Source organism: Kordiimonas sp. SCSIO 12603 (genome assembly GCF_024398035.1).
GTDB lineage: Bacteria > Pseudomonadota > Alphaproteobacteria > Sphingomonadales > Kordiimonadaceae > Kordiimonas.
This window is the reverse complement of record NZ_CP073748.1, coordinates 1210329-1229026: the sequence shown is the minus strand read 5'-3', so window position 1 is coordinate 1229026 and position 18698 is coordinate 1210329. Positions and strand designations below refer to the sequence as shown.

Genomic DNA, 18698 nt, shown 5'->3' with positions numbered 1-18698 from the left:
CATACACTATCTTATGAGTGCGCCACGTTGCCGCATTGCAAAATAACGCGATCACGGTTATGTGAGCACTGAAATAACCGAATGTGTAAAGACAGGGGTACACATATGGCTGCCGTGAACTGCAAAAAAGCGGATACAAAATTCTGCTTTGAAGACATTATTGCCAGACATTCTTTATTTGCTGCAATGCCTGATACACTTGTAGAAGGTTTTGTTCACGCAGCTCAGCCCATTACTGTCTCGAAGGGTTCAACCCTTTTCATGCAAAATGACGAAGCCGAATGGTTTTATATCATCACTAAAGGCTGGGTGAAGCTGTTCCGCGAAACACTAGACGGCGATGAAGCAGTAATCGACATGGTAACCACTGGCCATATATTTGGTGAAAGTGCGATTATTGATGACGGCATTCACTCCTTTGGTGCCACTGCTGTTGAGGAATGCGATCTACTGCGGTTCCCATCAAAAATGCTGAAAGCAGCAGTTGCAGAAAACCATGCTGTGGCTCTTGCAATGCTGGGCTCCATGTCGCGCCACCGCAAACAACAAACACGGGAAATCGAAAGCCTGAACCTTCAGAATGCTTCACAGCGTATTGGCTGTTTCCTGTTGCGCCTGTGCCGGGTGAATGATGTGGAACCGATCAGCCTTCAATTGCCGTACGATAAATCGTTGATCGCAGCGCGCCTTGGTATGAAAAGCGAAACCTTTTCCCGCGCGCTTAACAAGCTTAGAAATGATACGAGCATTGCGGTTAAGGGTTCAAACGTGGAAATACCGGAAATTGACGCTCTGTCACACTATGCCTGTACTGCTTGTTCCAGCGAATTTCCCTGCGACGACCTTCATTAAAGAGCATTTGCAATCTTTTTCTGGTGAAAATTGGAGCCAATCCCAATTGATGAGGGTTGGGTTTTCAATAAATTTAGCGGGATTATCGACCACAGAACGCACGTAATCTTCCGTGAAGCGTACCGTCAGGCATGCTGCCTCTGACTGAAGCGGATATATACGCCCGTCATGAAGAGTGCAGGAATAAAACTCCAACCTGCCTTCGACATTAATTTCAAACCGGAAACAACGACCAAACAGTTTTTGTTCTGCCGCCTCCCAAATTTGTCCATATGGAAATCTATCCCGATTTGCACTGATCACATCATTACAAACCGTGACATAGCTTTCCAAAAGCTTTTCCAAAGCTGTCACACCATTGCTCTTTTCTCTTCCCTTGCGCGCAGAAAACCACAAGGTGAAGCAGATGCAATTGACATGAGTCAAATACCCCTATTCCCGGCTGTTTTATAGGAGGATCGTGAGACAAATTTGTGAGATAAAACCGTGGAAGCAACAACCTTAAAAGCATTACTCAAGCACAATAATCAAGTGCCTAGATATACCAGTTATCCAACCGCCCCGCATTTTTCAGACGCGGTAGATAGCGAAACGGTATCTTCATGGCTGAGCACACTTGATGATGGCACTAATCTATCCCTTTATTTTCATGTGCCTTTTTGCAAGAAAATCTGCTGGTATTGCGGTTGCCACACTAAAGCGACAGAAAAGTATGATCCGGTTACCACATTTGTTTCTTACCTCAAGAAAGAGATTGAATTAACGGCATCCAAGCTGCAAGCCGCGCCAAGTGTAACCCATATTCATTTTGGCGGCGGTTCGCCTAGCTATCTACAGCCCGATGATTTCAGGGATATTATGAGCACAGTGCGCACGCACTTTAAGATTGCGCACAACTGTGAAATCGCCATTGAGATGGACCCTCGTGAGATCACTGAGCCCAAAGTAGCAGCATATGCGCAAGCGGGGGTGAACCGTGCGAGTCTGGGTGTACAAGATTTCCATCGAGACACGCAAAAGGCTATCAACCGTATTCAGCCTCTTCATGTAGTATTTGAATGCGTTAGCCTGCTTCGAGCGTATGAGATCAGCGATATCAGCATTGATCTACTTTATGGCCTCCCGCATCAGAACATTGAAAAGATCAGAGAGAATGTTCGTATCGCCGCCGGGCTTTCGCCAAACCGTATATCACTCTTTGGGTATGCGCATGTGCCCTGGATGAAAAAACATATGCAGCTGATTGCTGAAGAAACACTGCCTGACGGCAAACAGCGCCTGCTGCAGTTTGAAGCAGCGCGCGAAGCCCTCCTTGAAAAAGGATATGTTCAAATCGGGCTTGATCATTTTGTTCAACCGCAAGATACAATGGCGCGCGCCTACCTAAAGGGTGAACTACAACGTAACTTCCAAGGTTACACAACAGATAAAGCCCCAGCTCTTATCGGTTTTGGGCCATCCGCGATCAGTAGCCTACCACAGGGCTATTACCAGAATACACCAAACAACCGAGATTATTACCGTGCACTAGATGATGGCAATCTCTATATTGCTCGTGGTTTAGAACTCTCAGACGATGATAAGGCCCGCCGTTCCCTTATTGAACATATCATGTGCTACCAAAGAATAGATGTTGCTCGTTTTTGTGAGGAACACGGTATCGATCATGCTTCCCTTGGTGATTACATGGCAGAACTTACACCACTGATTGCTGATGGTCTTGTGGAAATGCGTGGTTCTGAAATCCGCATCAAAACTGATGCAGCGCAGGTGTCTCGGATTGTTTGCGCCGCCTTTGATGCCTACATTCAGCCGCAGGCAGCCCAACATTCACAAGTGGCTTAAACACTTACCTATCCGGGAACGGCTTTAAGAATAGCCGTTTCCTCATCATATTTGCTCCTTTGCAGTGTCTTAGCCAGCAATAAACTGCTTACAAACAAAAACACCCTGCAGGATCATCCCGCAGGGTGTTTTTTTGCTCTAACCTGTCAGGGGTTTAGAAGCGGTAACCGAAACCAGCACCAAACACCCATGGGTCCAGATCAACATCAGCAGTTACAGCACCGCCGTTAATCTCAACATCTGTGTTCAGCCATAGCTTTTTGGCATCAATATTAAATACCCAGTTGTCATCAATCTTGAAATCTGCGCCGGCTTGAAGTGCCCAACCAAAGCCGTCATCATATTCAACAGAATCCACATCACCTTCATCACCGCCGTAGAAGATAGTGTAGTTGATACCCGCACCAACATATGGGCGAACACCACCTTCAGGGTTGAAGTGATACTGGAATGTCAGGGTTGGAGGCAGAACCCAAGTATCACCAAGGCTCAGATTACCAAGAGCAGTACCACGAGCACCCATATTGTGCTTTGAAGTTGCAAGGATCAGTTCAGTCGCAAAATTCTTTGACCAGAAGTATGTGATATCCAGTTCTGGCACGATAGAGGAGTCTGCTGTCGCCTCTCCGCCGATTGAAGTTGTGCTGCTCTCATCTGGAGTTACAGAAATCGCACGCACACGGATTTGCCATGGGCTTTTTTCGTCGTCAGCAAGAGTTGCTACAGCGCCCATTTGAAGTGCAGCAGCGCAAGTTAGGATCTTAAATAAAGGAGAAATACGCATCTCTTTTTCCTCTCTGATAGTGTATGAGTGGAATTTAGCGATTCTAGCGTATTTCACTTTGATGAAAGTCAATTTTTCCTAAGAAAACCAACGTTTTCAGACGATTTTCAATTATTCATCGTCATCCAGTAGAATGCGGTGTGCGGCCCCCTCCAGATCATCATATTGACCAGACTTCATAGACCATAAAAACGCCGCCAAACCGATCACACCAAGGGACAATGCAATAGGAATTAAATAAGCGAGAACACCCATTAGTTTTTGCTCCTTAAGTTCAGACGGAACGCATTCAAAATTACCACAAGCGACGAACCAGACATAGCGGCAGCAGCCACCATCGGGGTAACATACCCCATAATCGCAAGCGGTATAGCGATGATATTATAAATAATCGCCAAGCCGAAGTTTTGCGCAACCAGTTTGGTGGAATAACGTGCCACGGAAACAGCTTCATAAACTGGCATCAGTTTTTCACCCTGGAAAACAATATCCGCTGTATTCTGGCTGATGTCCACCGCGGTTGACGGCGACATGGAAGCATCTGCTGCTGCGAGCGCTGGTGCATCGTTAAGGCCATCGCCTACCATCAGCACTTTTTTGCCTTTGGTTTGCAGATCTTTAAGGAAAGCGCTTTTTTCTGTCGGGTTCACTTCTGCGGTTACATGGTCAACCCCCGCCTCACGGCCAATTTCATCCGCAACCACTTGCCTGTCACCAGAAAGCAGATATGTATCAACACCCAATTTCTTCAGCTTTTTAATCACGTCCGCAGTATCTCTGCGCAGTTGATCTGCGAAGGCGAAACGCGCTTCGGGCTTACCATCGATAGCGAGCCATAGTTCAAGAACCGCATCACCACCGTGGTTTTCATCACCACACCAGCGGCGGCTACCCAGTTGGATGTTTTTTCCGTTCCATTCAGTTTGCAAGCCCTTGCCCGGAAGCTCTTTCACATCAAGGGTTTCAATTTCGCCGTCATAAGCACGGGTAATTGCCTGAGAAAGCGGGTGGTTACTTTTACCGGCAAGTGACGCCGCTAGCTTCAGGTGCTCAGGCGCGTAATCACCGTCAAGCAGCTCCGGTTTACCGAGAGTAAGCGTGCCGGTTTTATCAAACACAATGGTATCAACAGTCGCCAATCGTTCAAGCGCATCACCGGATTTAAGCAGAATACCAGCTTTCAGGAGATTACCAGACGCAAGTACCTGCACAACAGGCACCGCGAGGCCAAGCGCGCAAGGGCATGTGATGATTAGAACAGTAACAGCGTTTAACAGCGCTACTTGCCAATCCGCCCCCATCAAGAGCCACCAACCAAGGAATGTAAACAGGCCAAATGTGTGCACAACTGGTGTGTATAACTTAGCGGCACGATCAGCGAGGCGTACATATTTGGCAGCACCTTGTTCGGCCACTTCCATCATGCGCACGATTTCACTCAGAAGACTGTTTTCAGATGCTTTAGTGACCACCATTTCAAACGGCGCTGACAGATTAAGCGTTCCTGCGAATACCTGGCCTTCTTCTTTCACATGCTGCGGTAGGGTTTCACCAGAGATGAGTGACATATCAACCTCGGTTTCACCCTTGGTGATTGTGCCATCTGCTGGAATATTTTCCCCGACAGCGACAACAACCGTCATACCGCTATGCAGTTCCATAATCGGCACACGCTTAATTTTACCTTCTTCAAGTATCGCAGCGGTTCCGGCGAGTTTTGAAAGAAGCCTAGAAGCAGAGGTGCGAGCCTTTCCTTTCGCGCGCGCATCCAGATATCGCCCGATAAGGAGGAAGAAAAGGAGCATCACAGCGGAATCAAAATACACATGCTCACCGCTGCGCATCACTTCTGAAATGCTCATGGCGGAGGCAAGAACAACCGCCAGCGAGATCGGCACATCCATATTGGTATGGCCTTCCTTCAGTACAGAAAGCGCAGAGCGGAAAAACGGCATACCCGAATAAATAACAGTAGGAAGTGCAATCAGCGCAGATACCCAGTGGAACAAATCCCGCGTTGCAACACCCATGGTTACGGCATCTGTCGACCAAAGACCGATGGAAACCAACATAAGGTTACCGGCTGCAAAGCCAGCTACTGCAATGGCGCGGATCAGGTTCTTTTCAGTTTCAGAAGTTTCGCCGTGCTTGTCATTATCCCCAAGTGCATGGAGTTTGTAACCAAGCTTGCTGACTTTAGCAGAAAGCGCATCACCACGCTCGCGTACCCCTTTCCAGGAAAAGGAAAGGCGTTCTGTTGTCATATTCACGCGCACGTAAGTTACTTCATCTTCTGAAGCGAGCGCGTTTTCAATCAAACGAATGCAGGATGCACAGTGGATACCCTCCACCCCCAGTTCAAGGCGGTATTCACCGTCTTCAAGCTCGTGTGCGAGGCCAGAAAATATGGTCGACTGATGTGCTTCCGCCGCAGCGTGATACGCCGCTTCACAGCCAGAGCAGCAAAAACCGTTCTCGCCCGCAGGTTCACCGCAATGCTTGCACTCTATTTTTGTTTTGCAACAAGTCGTGTCGACGCTTGATAGGTTTGCTGCTTCCACTCTACAAAAACCCTCACATTCCATTGGCCTTGTTCCAGATCAACCGGAAGCGCATAATGGCCATCACCGTTTTCAGTTAAGGACACGGTGAAATCCTTGCCGCTTACAACAGGGCGCATAAAAAAGGCACTTACCTTCGCCCCGTTAATTGGATTTTGATTTGCGTCCAGAAGGCGGGTTTTAATCATACCGCCTTCCAGAGAGATATCGCTCGACCAGCCCAGTGCTTCCTGCTTGGCCACTGCGGTAATCGTTTCGTTATAGTTTAAGCCTTCATTATACGCATCATCTGTAACCACCCCCGTATGGGTTGTTGTGGCTACATAAACGAAGATGCCGTCGAGGACCGCGAGCACAACAAAGAACGCGACAAAATACCAAGGGATCAACCTATCACGCTTGCGTGGGCCGCCCTCTGCCATATCAGCATTATGTTTTGTCGCGTCAGTCATTATGGTTTCTCACTAATAAAGACACTGTCATATGTTTCAACAAGTGCGCCAGATGTATCACGAAGTTCGAACACAATCTCATGCCTTTTTGCCGCAGGTTTCGGCGCAGAAAGGAACAGACGGAAATGCCCCACGCTATCTGCAAACACTGTCAGGTCATCCGCTTCGATTTTACCAGCGCCCTGCATACGGATTTTCGCACCGTCAATCCCAGCTGCACTCAGTGTGAAATGCCTGTCCGCATGGGTTTTATTCAGGATCTTAATATCATAGCCGTTCCGCACAGTACCGTCAGAAAGCTGAACAAACAGTGGGTTACGGTCATGAAGCACATGCAATTCTGTTTCCGCGCGGTTCAGTAGACCATAAAGGATCACACTTCCAACAACGGCAAGAATACCAAAATAATAGAAAGTTCTGGTACGGAATATCTGTAGCTTTTCATGAATACCTTCACGGCGTTTTTCAAGCTGCGTGGTGGTATCATATTTGATCAAGCCGCGCGGCAGATCGATCTTGTCCATAATATCATCACAAGCATCAATACACAGGCCGCAGGCGATACAGTCCATCTGCAAACCATCACGAATATCAATACCAACCGGGCAAACCTGCACACAGGCTGTACAGTCAATACAATGGCCACGGCCTTCCCAGCTTTCACCTTTCTTATGCTTACCGCGTTTTTCACCACGATCTTCATCATAAGAAATAATCAGCGTATCTTTATCAAACATGGCTGATTGGAAACGAGCATACGGGCACATATATTCGCACACCTGCTCGCGCGCAAAACCCGCCATGATGTATGTAGAGAGCGTAAGGGCAATTACCCAGCTGATCACGCTCATCGGTACATCAAGGTGGATAATCTGCTCCAGAAGCGTTGGTGCATCATTAAAATAGAAAACCCAGGCACCACCAGTGAGCATACCAATCACCAGCCAGATAGAATGGGTAAGCGCCATCTTCCAGATTTTTTCAAAAGTCCATTTGCTTTTATGAAGCTTCATGCGCTTGGCACGGTCGCCCTGCACAATCCGCTCAACCCACACAAACAAATCTGTCCATACTGTTTGAGGGCAAGCATAACCGCACCAAACGCGGCCAAACAAACTGGTAACAAGGAAGAGTGACACCGCCGCGACAATAAGAATGCCGGTGAGGTAATATACCTCCTGAGGCCAAATCTCGATAAAGAAGAAGTAGGCACGACGCGCAGGCATATCAATAAGAATAGCCTGATCTGGTGCGAACTCTCCCCTATCCCACCGCAGGAACGGTGCGAGATAGTAAATTCCGAGGAGGGTGACCATAGCCACCCATTTAATCTTACGGAATGTACCCCAAACACGCTTTGGAAAAACGCGTTCTTTTTTGGCGAACAGCTTCAAGGGTGCAGCAGTATCACTCATAATGTTTTCTTTCAGTTACTCTTACTTCTCACCGCCACCAAGGCTGTGAACATAAATTGTAAGCTGACGAATAGTACTTGGGCTCAGGCGGCCTTCCCACGCCGGCATAATGCCGTGTTTTGGCTTTCTGATCTGTGACACAATGGCATTGCGGTCGTCGGCATAAAGCCAGATCGCATCAGCGAGGTTTGGCCCACCAAGCTCGCGAAGACCTTTGGCGTCCTCTCCGTGACATGCAGCACAGTTTTCTTCGAACACAACGGCACCACGTTCAGGAAGCGCATTACCGGCAGCTTTTGCCACAACATAGTCGGCAACAGCTTCGATATCTTCCGCATCCAGAATATCAGCATAAGCTGGCATTTCATTGAAACGTGTTTCGTCATGATTCCCACGGATACCATATTGAAGAGTTTGTTGAATATCTTCGATGGTACCGCCCCAAATCCAATCATCGTCATTGAGGTTCGGATAACCAGGGCCACCTGCACCGCCAGTGCCGTGACAAGTTGCGCAGTTATCCTTGAAGGCAGATTTACCACCAGCGATGGCGAAGGCATAAAGCTCTTCATCATTCTGGATTGTTGAGAAATCCGAAGCATCAAAACGGCTTTGGTAAGCGGCTTTACGAGCTACGATCTCTGCCTGTTGTTCTTCAAGCTGTTTATACTGGGTCCAGCCTGCAGTGCCTTCGGTGCCGCCACGTTCACCGTTACCGGTTAGAGTTGGCCATGCCGGGTAATAGAACCAATACCCAACCGCCCAAACACAGCTAACGATGAAGATGATCAGCCACCAGCGCGGGGAAGGTGTATTAAGCTCTTTAATACCGTCCCAGCTATGGCCTGTGGTCTCAATACCACTTAGTTCATCAATATCTTTTTTCTCAGGTCTCATGCGTCATCCTCCGCTAGAGGAATGTTTTTATAGGATTCAATCTGCTGCTTCGCTTTTGGACGAAACGCCCAAATGGCGATAACAAGGAACGTGCCGAAGAAGAACAAAAGTCCCGTTGTGCCGGCGTTGTTGGCAAGCCAATCAACCATTACTCACCTCCTCTTTTCGGAGGCGCAGCTTTATAGTCTTTCAGCTCTGCCATTGTTCCAAGAACCTGCAGATAAGCGATAAGTGCGTCGAGTTCGGTGGTCATTTCCTTACCGTCGAAATTACGGTAATTCACTTTCTCACCATAACGCTCAACCAGACCATCATGATAATCGCTTTCGTTTGCCGCCTGTGCATAGGCATCATTATGAGCATTGGCGATCATCTCATCAGTGTACGGAACACCAATGGTCTGCAGCACTTGCATATCTCTGGCGATATTTTCCAGATCAGCACCACGCTCAGCCAGATGCGGGTACGGAGGCATGATGCTTTCCGGTACCAGATCTTTCGGGCGTTTCATGTGCTGAATGTGCCATTCGTCAGAATATTTACCGCCTACACGTGCGAGATCAGGCCCCGTACGTTTTGAACCCCACTGGAATGGGTGGTCATACATGCTTTCTGCTGCAAGAGAGTAATGACCATAACGCTCAACCTCGTCACGGAGTGGACGAATTTGTTGGCTGTGGCAGTTATAGCAACCCTCACGCAGGTACACATTGTAACCAGCCAACTCAAGCGGTGTGTAAGGGCGAACCCCTTTCACCGGCTCGATAGTGGTTTCCATGCGGAAGAGTGGCAGGATTTCGATAATCCCACCGATTGAGATCACAATCACAGTACAAAGGAGCAGAAGGATTGAGTTTTTCTCTAACTTCTCGTGATGCTTAAGCATGAGCTACCTCCTTAAAGCGAGATTCACTTTCTTCAGTTCTGTCGCCTTTGATTGTTTTGTAGAAGTTGTAAACCATGATCAGTGCGCCAACGAGGAACAGGATGCCGCCCAGTGCACGGATCAGATAGAATGGATGCATAGCCATCACAGATTCTACAAAGCTGTACTCAAGGAAGCCCATATCGTCGTATGTGCGCCACATCAGGCCTTGCATGATGCCGGATACCCACATTGCTGCGATATAAAGCACGATACCGATTGTCGCGATCCACAGATGCATATTCACAAGCTTGAGTGAATAAAGACCTTCGCGTTTCCAGAGAACCGGAACCAAGTGGTAAAGGGCACCGAAGCTGATGAAAGCAACCCAACCAAGCGCACCGGAGTGTACGTGACCAATAGTCCAGTCAGTATAGTGGCTGAGGGCATTCACTGTTTTGATAGACATCAGTGGGCCTTCAAATGTGCTCATACCGTAGAAAGCAAGTGAAATGATCATGAAACGAAGTACAGGATCTTCACGTAGCTTATGCCAGGCACCAGAAAGGGTCATCATACCGTTTACCATGCCGCCCCATGAAGGCATCCAAAGCATGATAGAGAATGTTGCGCCCAGTGTTTGCGCCCAATCTGGAAGAGATGTGTAGTGAAGGTGGTGAGGACCAGCCCAGATATAGATGAAAATCAACGACCAGAAGTGCAGAATAGACAGACGGTAAGAATATACCGGACGCTCAGCACGCTTTGGTACGAAATAATACATAATACCCAGGAAACCAGCTGTCAGGAAGAAGCCCACAGCGTTATGGCCGTACCACCACTGGATAAGTGCAGACTGCACACCGCCCCATAGTGGGTAGCTTTTCACACTTGTGAAAGACACAGGGATCACTGCGTTGTTCGCAAGGTGCAGAACCGCCACTGTTACAATGAACGACAGGAAGAACCAGTTACCCACATAAATGTGTGCTTCTTCGCGGTTCTTCAGGGTCATCAGGAACACAACCAGATACACAACCCAAACAATGGTTAGCCATAGATCGGCATACCACTCAGGTTCAGCATATTCTTTACCCTGTGTAACACCTGTTACATAACCAACAGCCGCTAAGACGATAAAGAACTGGTATCCCCAGAAAGTAAAGTTTGCAAAACCATCACCCCACAACCGCGTACGGCAAGTACGCTGAACTGAGAAGTAGCTGGTTGCGAACAGTGCGTTACCACCGAATGCAAAAATCACAGCTGAAGTATGGAGCGGACGCAAGCGACCGAAGGTGAAATATTCACCGAAGTTTAGTTCCGGGAACGCCATTTGCAACGCGATAAATACCCCGACCGCGAAGCCAACGACACCCCAAAAAACAGTGGCGAGCGTAAATTTCTTTACGATCTCGTCATTATAGATTGGTTTTTCCGTGAGTTTATTCATGCCTCTTCCCTCACAAGACCATGCCGCCAGCCATTACCATTAAGCTGACGCCATTTACGGCCATAACAAACGCTGCAACCGAACGGACCTGGGCGGGCCAGCGGTTAAGCGCAAATTGAGTTCCAGTTCCAACAAGAAAAAGCGAAGGTACGGTTCCTACCCCGAAAGCTAACATGCCAAACGCGGCTGTAGCGGCGTGCCCTGTAGCAGCAACTGCCATCACCGCGGCAACTACAAGGCCACAAGGCAAGAAGCCAAGTAGAATGCCAAGAGCATACCGCTGCAAAGGATCTGGGTTCGCGAAAAAAGGACGGGCCAATCTTCCGATAATATGTCCAAACTTCTGGCCAACCACCAATCCAGTGTTAGCTTTAACCAAGCGCTTTAAACTCGGAACTGCATTAACTAGAAACAAAAGTCCTGCAACGCTTAGGAGCACAAAAGCTACGCCGCGCTGCACAGGTGTACCTACCAAGAATTGGGAAAGACTTGCTCCGACTATCCCAAGGAGAATGTATGTTGTGACCCTGCCAAGATGATACGGCAAAAGCGCCGCAGCTTGAAGACGTTTTAATACACCTTCTTCACCGCCCGATTTTTTACCGCCAACCTGAGCCATAACAAAGGGCCCACACATACCAACACAGTGGGTCGCACTTCCCAGCAGCCCGCCAAGGAACAGCGAAAAGATAATGCTGCCGTTTGCGTCTAACGCAACTTGGCATTGCTGTAAGAAGTATTCCACAATATTGGCCCTTATAGGTATTACACCATGCTTAAAGGTGTAAGTTGTTGGGCCAGAAGTTGGTTTGACTTTTGTCAAAAGGGAATGTCTGTGCGGCAGCTTGTCACAAAAAATGCCTTTAACTGCGTCAGTTTGTCCCCAATTTGAGCTTTGCGGTGCGACATTTTGGTAGACATCGACCAAAATTAAGCCACTATAACCCCTCCATTTTTGCAACTTGTTATTATTACATGAGAATCACATGGCACTCTCTCTCCCCCTTTCAAAAGACGCACGCCCTATGGGCCAATCAGGATTAACATCTTTCCCTCTCGCCTTTGGTACCATGGGCCTTAATCCAGAATCTGTCAGCGATGCGGTGGCTGTTATCGAACACGCTCGCTCTCTTGGTTTTGACCAAATTGACAGCGCTGACATATATGGATACAAATCACCTTTAGGTTTCGGCAGCATCGAAGCACTGCTTGGCAAAGCACGTGAAGCATCGCCTGAAGCATTCAAAGGAACCTTCACCGCGACCAAGGGCGGCATCAACAAAGAACTAGGTGCACCTTATGTGCAGTCTCGGGATTATATCACCAGCGCCTGCGAAGCTTCCCTAAAGCGCCTTGGGGTAGAAACCATTGATCTCTACTATATCCACCGCCCTGATATGCTCACACACCCAGAAGAACTTGCTGGTGCTCTTGAAGCTCTTAAAGCTGCAGGGAAAATCCAGCACATCGGTGTTTCAAACTTCACTGCGCCTCAGGTAAGCGCGCTTGCATCCTATTTAGATAGCCCCATTGTAGCACACCAACTTGAAATCTCGCCGTTTGAGATAAGCCCAATGACAGGTGGCCTACTTGATCAATGTATGGAAATGCAGATCGCGCCTATTGCTTGGTCCCCCCTCGGGCACGGCCGTTTGATTACAGGGAATACGGAAGGCTTGAGCACAGATAAAGCCGCACGTCTCCTCCGCATAAAAGCAGTGATTGATGCCATCGCCCTCAAGCATAAAACAGATAATGCATCTGTTTGCCTTGCTTTCCTTCTGGCACACCCTGCGAAGATTATCCCTATAACAGGAACGATCAAAACCAAACGCCTCGATGAAGCTGTTGCAGCGCTTGAGTGCACCCTGGACAGGGAAGACTGGTACAGCATCATTGAAGCCTACAACGGCGTTCGCATGCCATAATGTAAAAAGGCGCCTCATGGGGCGCCTTTTCCTTGATAAGCTTTCCAGTGCCTTATGCTTCAGCGGCCTCACGGCGATAGAACATATAGTAAAGCGCTGGCACGAAGAAGAGCGTGAGAACAGACGCAATCGCCAAACCGAACATCATCACGGCAGCGAGCGGAGACCACAGCGCACCACCCGTTAAGTAAAGCGGCAGAAGGCCAACCACTGTTGTGACGGAAGTAAGAAGAATTGGCTGCGGGCGTTTTAACATATCGCGTTAATTACAGCAGTTAAAAGGGCCGTAATACAACAGTTCCAAATGATCCAGCCCCACTCATCTTTTACACCCAAAAGCCATTATACTGCCATAATACATCATATGTTTATCAAGTGTTCACGATAGCTGAATATTTGTAAGGTGTGGGAGTATATAATGAGACTTACAGCACAAGCTTTATTGGTGGTAGCCGCTGTATGGATAACAACGGCTACTAAAAGCCAAAACGCCAGCGATCAAGCCAATCTCGCTATGAGCCACCCTACTTCTACCTTAGCTCAAGAGACTACATACAAAGAAATCGCCAAAAATCTATCACACCGGCTTCAACAATATGATTATTGGGGTAACGGCTATCGTGACGGTTATTTTCTTAACATCACAATATCAAATGGCTCAATAGGCCTTGGAACCAGCTCATTTGATGAACAAGTATATGGTGATAAAAAATGGACCCAATATCCTTCTGTGAAATATGATCAAGAACCAAGACTTAAAAACAAAATCATCACAGACATTGAATGTTTATCAGATAATATGGACTTATGCCTGATCACGTTCAACGAAGGGGGGACTGACAAAACTACTATATATGAAGCGAACCTTAAAACAGGCGCCCTGAACCCCAGAGGTTTTATCCTTTCAACAGGATACAACAGTGCTAATTACCTAAATAAACATGGTGATATATTATATTCGCATTCACCAAAGCTTCTGAAATATGCAAAAACCTATAAAATCTGGCAGCAAAACGATGAAGGTAGCGTATCCTCTATCTTAACAGAGCCACCACTAGATGCGGACGGTTCTTTCACAAGAGTATTATCAAAAAAACACGGGGCACTTGTAAACTACAGCAAGAATGGGGCAGTTATCGAAACGATATTTGTTAACCCATCGGGGAAAATATTTTCCGACAAAAACCAAAAACAGCTAACACTTAAAAATATTTATCCCTCATGTAACCCGTTATTTGCATTATCCGGTAGAGTATTTTGCTCAGCTTCATATTACGGTAAAGACCAACAAGGAAATGATGTTCCAATCACAGCAGTTACCACCGTACCCACTTCAAGCCTATTACCTGTATCTCATGAAAAACCAGAAATAACTCAAATCTTTCAGGATAATGATACTGAATTTTTTGAAGAAGCGGTTCCGACAGAAACAGGGCTCTTCATCAAAACCTACGCCCCGCAAGAAGCTAGGGAAAAATTATATTTCATCCATAATGAAAACCAGAAAAATATTCAGGAAATCCCATTACCTGTATCAGGCAAAATAAATATTTGGGGTACATCCATTACATCTAAAGATGCTGTTATTTATGTAGAAAATACAACACAACCAATTACATATTACCGAATATCCCCCAATAAAGACGCTGCACATACAAAAATCACTGCACTACCAAGCAGTTTAAATTCACTTACAGCCACAGAATTTAAAACTCACCAAAATTCTGTCACCACCTTTGACGGCATAGAAATTTATTACGAAATCATCGGGACAGAAAAAGCGTTTGAAACAGGATCTGCCCCTACTTTAATTACCGCATATGCTTATGATCATATTCCCCTCAAACCGGAATATCATGCTCCTGTAATTGAGGGGTGGTTAAAAAGGGGTGGCTTATATGTAATTGCTCATCCCAGAGGAGGTGGCGAATATAAACGGGATTTTGCATATAGTAGTACGAAGATAGAGCAACGCCTTAAAACCGTTGATGATTTCATCTTGATTGCAAAGGATGTATTGGCAAAAGGTTATACAAGACCAGGATCACTTCATGCCACAGGAGCAAGTGCCGGTGCATCTCTCGTTGTGAATGCCGCACTATTAAACCCAGATATATTTACCTCGGTTTCTGCACGAGCTGGATGCTATGATATTACTGTCCAAGCTATCGATGCTTGTAATGCTTATTTAGCTCCGCTTAAAGATGCACAACTTTCAGACCCAGACACAAAAGGCAAACAATTAAGTAATCTTTTGATCCCATCAAAACAGATTCCAATTTACGGTAAAACTCTGGACAAATTAACCTTTTTAATTATTGCAAATAAAAATGATGATCGCGTTTCTTTTGCTCACTCAAAAAGTTTAGAAAAAACCCTCGTTAATGAAGGGTATAGCATAGAAACACTCTACAGACCGGACGGCGGCCATACCGTTGGCTCTACAATAGATCAGTATGTTGAAATACATACATCAATGTACCTATTTCATACATTTCATGATCGGCAATATAACAAAACCAAAGAGTAATGTTTATCGAAATAAAAAAGGCGCCTCCTGGAGCGCCTTTTCCTTGATAAGCTTTCTTGTGCCTTACGCTTCAACAGCCTCACGGCGATAGAACATGTAATAAAGCGCTGGCACGAAGAAGAGCGTGAGAACAGACGCAATCGCCAAACCGAACATCATCACGGCAGCAAGTGGAGACCACAGCGCACCACCCGTTAAGTAAAGCGGCAAGAGGCCAACCACCGTCGTGATGGATGTAAGCAGGATCGGCTGAAGGCGTTTTCCGCCCGCGGCAACAATCGCGCTCAACAAATCCGTTTCCTCTCGCTCAATATCGATCTGATCAACAAGCACGATGGAGTTGTTAATCACGATACCCGCAAGGCTGATAATGCCAAGCGTTGCGAAGAAGGAAAGCGGCTCACCCGTTACAAGCAGCCCAACCGGCACCCCAATAAGCGCCAACGGTACGGACATAAAGATGATAGCACTGCGGCGCATGGAGTTGAACTGGAACACCACTGCAAGGATCATCAGAAGGAAAGCAAACGGAAGGCCTGCACCAAGTTTGCCGTAGATCTCAGAAGAATCCTTCAGCTCACCACCAATCGTGATTTTATAGCCGCCCGATAAGTCAACTTTGTTCAGATCAGCTTCAATGGTGTTATAGAGCTCTTGCGCAGTAAGCTGGTTGCTTTTCGCCCGAACAGTGATTGTGCGCACCTGATCCTTACGGCGAATTTGTGACATAACAAGCTGGGTATTCAGCGTTGCCACCTGCTCAAGCGACATCAAACCATCCGGGCCCGGAAGCACAATGTTCAGAAGGTCTTCAACACTGTTACGGTCCCGTTCCGAAGCACGGAGCATAATCGGAATAGTTTCTGATGCCTGACGGAAATCAGAAATCTGATATCCATCAAAGTAAGCACTGAGCACCTGCGCCATCTGCTCTGACGTAATATCAAGGCGGCGAGCATTATCCTGATCAACATCAATCAGGAATTTCATTACCCGTTGGCCCCAGTCATGCTTGTTTTCAATCACACCTGGAGCCTGCGCGAAGATTTCCTTCACTTCATTACCCATATCAAGAAGGCGGGATGCATCAGGACCGGAAAGCTCAATCTCAACCGTGCCACTTTCGCCCGCCCCCATGCTAAGGCGTTTCACACGGAACACAGCATCAGGGATATTTTCAAACGCATACCGTTTGAAGCGTTCGCCAAACTCATTTGCGCCTTCATTCGAGCTTGTGTTCACAAGGAAGAAAGCAAATGCCTGATCAGGGTCCTCAGGGCTAAGCGCCAGATAGAAACGGGGGCCACCATCACCAACATAGGCTATATGATCAACCACTTCAGGGTTGATATCCTTATCAGCGATATAGCGCATCGTTGCTTTGGCCACCGCTTCTGTTGCTTCAATATGAACACCCTTTGGCATATCCATATAAATCAGCACTTCACCGCGCTCACTTGCTGGGAACATTTCATTCTTCGCATACCCAAAGAGCTGCATAGAACCAAATACAAGGGCATAACACACCAGCACAACAACACCCGCACGCTTGGTAAAGGGGCGAAGAAGCGGCATGTAAATCTCCGCCAGTTTAGAGGGCTTACGTTCTTCCTCAGGTATCATATCCTTCTTTGAAAGCTTCAACACCTTGGCAGCGATAAGCGGCATGAAATACATGGCAGAAAGCCATGAACCCGTGAGTGTAAGTACCACAACGGTACCTAGCGAGAAGGCATATTCACCTTCGTTCCCCACAAGAAGGAAGAAAGGCGTGAAAGCAAACATGGTTGTAAGCGACGATACAAGAAGCGGCACAGCAAACTGTTTGCCAGCGCCAACCGCTGCTTCATGGTTTGATTGCCCCTCTTTGATCCGGCGGAGGATATCCTCCACCACCACAACCCCGTTATCCACAAGGAGACCAAGGGAGATAATCACCGCAGCAATGGAAACCTGCTCAAGCGCAATTCCAAGCACAGACATGCCAATCAGCGAGAACATAATCGCAAACGGCACGATGGAGGCGATAACAATACCTGAACGAACGCCAAGGAACAAAAGAACCACCACAAGCACCACAACGAAGGTTTGCCCCACGTTGCTAAGTGCATTGTTGACGGATTTAGTTACCTCAGCTGGCTGGAAGGTAGCGAAATCAAGCTTATACCCAATCGGAAGGCCATCTTCGAAAGCTTCGGTGGCAGTTTTCACACCGTCACCAACCTGCTGGATATCAAAGCTTGGCTGCATCTGCACCGTTACAACAACAGCAGGACGCAAATTATAGAAAATCGGTTTCTGCTTCGGTGAAACATAACCGCGTTTCACCGTTACCAAATCCTTCAAGCGTACGAAATCACCTGCATCATTAATCTTAATGAGCATATTTTCAATTTCTTCAACGCTCTGGAAATCACCCGATGCTTCAAGTTGGAAAGAAGCGCCATCTGCATTCAGCTCACCCGCTGGCAGAATGATATTCTGCTTCTGCAGGTTATCGATAAGTGTATTTACCTGCGCCCCGATAGTGGCGAACCGCCGGGCATCAAGTTCAAGCCAGATGCGTTCTTCCTGCACACCAGAAACTTCAACTTTGGCCACACCTTTCACGGTATAAAGCGTGCGCTGCAGATCCTTCGCGGTTTCTTCCATCTCGTTATAGGAAAAACCCTCAGCCGTAAGCGCAATAGTGGCAATCGCCACATCGCCCACATCTGTGTTTACAAACGGCCCCTGTGCACCAGACGGCAAATCACGCTTCAGGTCATTCATTTTATCCCGAAGGTCCTGCCAGATACCGTCCAGATCAGAATATTCATCTTTCAGCGTAACGCTTGTGCGAAGGCTACCGGTTTTAATAACCGTGTTGATTTCCTTCACTTCCTTGATTTCCCGAACCTTACGTTCCAGCTGTTCGGCAATCAATTTTTCCATCTTTTGCGGCGGCAGGCCGGGGAATTTTACATCCACCTGCGCATTTCTGATGGTAATTTCCGGATCTTCCCGCTTGGAGAAGTTCGGATACAGAATAAAACCAGCCATCACGAGGCCTACCATAAGCAAATAGGCGAACCGTGATTTGGATAATCCAAATTCAGTAAGAGACATGAAAATTC

The 18698-nt window shown here is 47.2% G+C and carries 17 protein-coding genes; 4 read left to right on the top strand and 13 right to left on the bottom strand.

What is annotated here, in order from left to right:
- The first annotated feature begins 105 nt into the window (after positions 1-105).
- Entirely contained in the window at positions 106-852 is a 747-nt protein-coding gene (locus KFE96_RS05525) for a Crp/Fnr family transcriptional regulator (RefSeq protein ID WP_255834985.1), read from the top strand.
- Here KFE96_RS05525 and KFE96_RS05520 read toward each other — a convergent pair.
- On the bottom strand, positions 796-1206 hold the full coding sequence (locus KFE96_RS05520) for a hypothetical protein (protein WP_247015507.1): 411 nt from the start codon (positions 1204-1206) through the stop codon (positions 796-798). The two genes, KFE96_RS05525 and KFE96_RS05520, sit on opposite strands and share 57 nt — an antisense overlap.
- Before the next feature lie 132 nt (positions 1207-1338).
- On the opposite strand from KFE96_RS05520, the gene hemN reads away from it, so the two are divergent.
- Positions 1339-2697, top strand: coding sequence for an oxygen-independent coproporphyrinogen III oxidase (hemN, locus tag KFE96_RS05515; protein ID WP_255834984.1), 1359 nt, complete (start codon positions 1339-1341; stop codon positions 2695-2697).
- A gap of 154 nt (positions 2698-2851) precedes the next feature.
- Here the strand turns inward: hemN and KFE96_RS05510 are convergent, their stop codons facing one another.
- The 10 genes from KFE96_RS05510 to KFE96_RS05465 all read right to left on the bottom strand — a co-directional run bounded on the left by KFE96_RS05510 (position 2852) and on the right by KFE96_RS05465 (position 11869).
- On the bottom strand, positions 2852-3481 hold the full coding sequence (locus KFE96_RS05510) for an OmpW family protein (RefSeq protein WP_255834983.1): 630 nt from the start codon (positions 3479-3481) through the stop codon (positions 2852-2854).
- Between the two features lie 111 nt (positions 3482-3592).
- Positions 3593-3736 (bottom strand): cbb3-type cytochrome oxidase assembly protein CcoS, encoded by a 144-nt coding sequence (ccoS, locus tag KFE96_RS05505; RefSeq protein WP_247015513.1) that lies wholly within the window; start codon positions 3734-3736, stop codon positions 3593-3595.
- The gene (locus tag KFE96_RS05500; RefSeq protein ID WP_255834982.1) at positions 3736-6042 is read right to left on the bottom strand and encodes a heavy metal translocating P-type ATPase; all 2307 of its coding nucleotides are present in this window, start codon (positions 6040-6042) and stop codon (positions 3736-3738) included. The genes ccoS and KFE96_RS05500 overlap by 1 nt, the downstream gene beginning before the upstream one ends.
- Positions 5988-6494, bottom strand: coding sequence for a FixH family protein (locus tag KFE96_RS05495; protein ID WP_255834981.1), 507 nt, complete (start codon positions 6492-6494; stop codon positions 5988-5990). The genes KFE96_RS05500 and KFE96_RS05495 overlap by 55 nt, the downstream gene beginning before the upstream one ends.
- Positions 6494-7909, bottom strand: a complete 1416-nt coding sequence (gene ccoG / locus KFE96_RS05490) for a cytochrome c oxidase accessory protein CcoG (RefSeq protein WP_255834980.1) — start codon at positions 7907-7909, stop codon at positions 6494-6496. The genes KFE96_RS05495 and ccoG overlap by 1 nt, the downstream gene beginning before the upstream one ends.
- A gap of 21 nt (positions 7910-7930) precedes the next feature.
- Positions 7931-8806, bottom strand: a complete 876-nt coding sequence (gene ccoP, locus KFE96_RS05485) for a cytochrome-c oxidase, cbb3-type subunit III (protein WP_255834979.1) — start codon at positions 8804-8806, stop codon at positions 7931-7933.
- Complete coding sequence (locus KFE96_RS05480) at positions 8803-8955, bottom strand: cbb3-type cytochrome c oxidase subunit 3 (protein ID WP_247015525.1); 153 nt, start codon at positions 8953-8955, stop codon at positions 8803-8805. Before KFE96_RS05480 ends, ccoP begins: the two co-directional genes overlap by 4 nt.
- Positions 8955-9692, bottom strand: coding sequence for a cytochrome-c oxidase, cbb3-type subunit II (ccoO, locus tag KFE96_RS05475; protein ID WP_247015526.1), 738 nt, complete (start codon positions 9690-9692; stop codon positions 8955-8957). The genes KFE96_RS05480 and ccoO overlap by 1 nt, the downstream gene beginning before the upstream one ends.
- A complete protein-coding gene (gene ccoN, locus KFE96_RS05470; RefSeq protein WP_247015528.1) occupies positions 9685-11124 on the bottom strand; it encodes a cytochrome-c oxidase, cbb3-type subunit I in 1440 nt (479 codons plus the stop codon). The genes ccoO and ccoN overlap by 8 nt, the downstream gene beginning before the upstream one ends.
- A gap of 10 nt (positions 11125-11134) precedes the next feature.
- Positions 11135-11869 (bottom strand): sulfite exporter TauE/SafE family protein, encoded by a 735-nt coding sequence (locus KFE96_RS05465; RefSeq protein ID WP_255834978.1) that lies wholly within the window; start codon positions 11867-11869, stop codon positions 11135-11137.
- 241 nt (positions 11870-12110) lie between these two features.
- On the opposite strand from KFE96_RS05465, the gene KFE96_RS05460 reads away from it, so the two are divergent.
- Entirely contained in the window at positions 12111-13052 is a 942-nt protein-coding gene (locus tag KFE96_RS05460; protein WP_255834977.1) for an aldo/keto reductase family oxidoreductase, read from the top strand.
- A gap of 52 nt (positions 13053-13104) precedes the next feature.
- Here the strand turns inward: KFE96_RS05460 and KFE96_RS05455 are convergent, their stop codons facing one another.
- Positions 13105-13308: an efflux RND transporter permease subunit gene (locus KFE96_RS05455; protein WP_255834976.1), complete on the bottom strand. Its 204-nt coding sequence runs from the start codon at positions 13306-13308 to the stop codon at positions 13105-13107.
- A gap of 162 nt (positions 13309-13470) precedes the next feature.
- Here KFE96_RS05455 and KFE96_RS05450 point away from each other — a divergent pair, with 162 nt between their 5' ends.
- Positions 13471-15582, top strand: coding sequence for a prolyl oligopeptidase family serine peptidase (locus KFE96_RS05450; protein WP_255834975.1), 2112 nt, complete (start codon positions 13471-13473; stop codon positions 15580-15582).
- 63 nt (positions 15583-15645) lie between these two features.
- On the opposite strand, the gene KFE96_RS05445 is transcribed toward KFE96_RS05450, so the two are convergent.
- Positions 15646-18690: an efflux RND transporter permease subunit gene (locus tag KFE96_RS05445; RefSeq protein WP_255834974.1), complete on the bottom strand. Its 3045-nt coding sequence runs from the start codon at positions 18688-18690 to the stop codon at positions 15646-15648.
- Positions 18691-18698 lie beyond the last annotated feature (8 nt).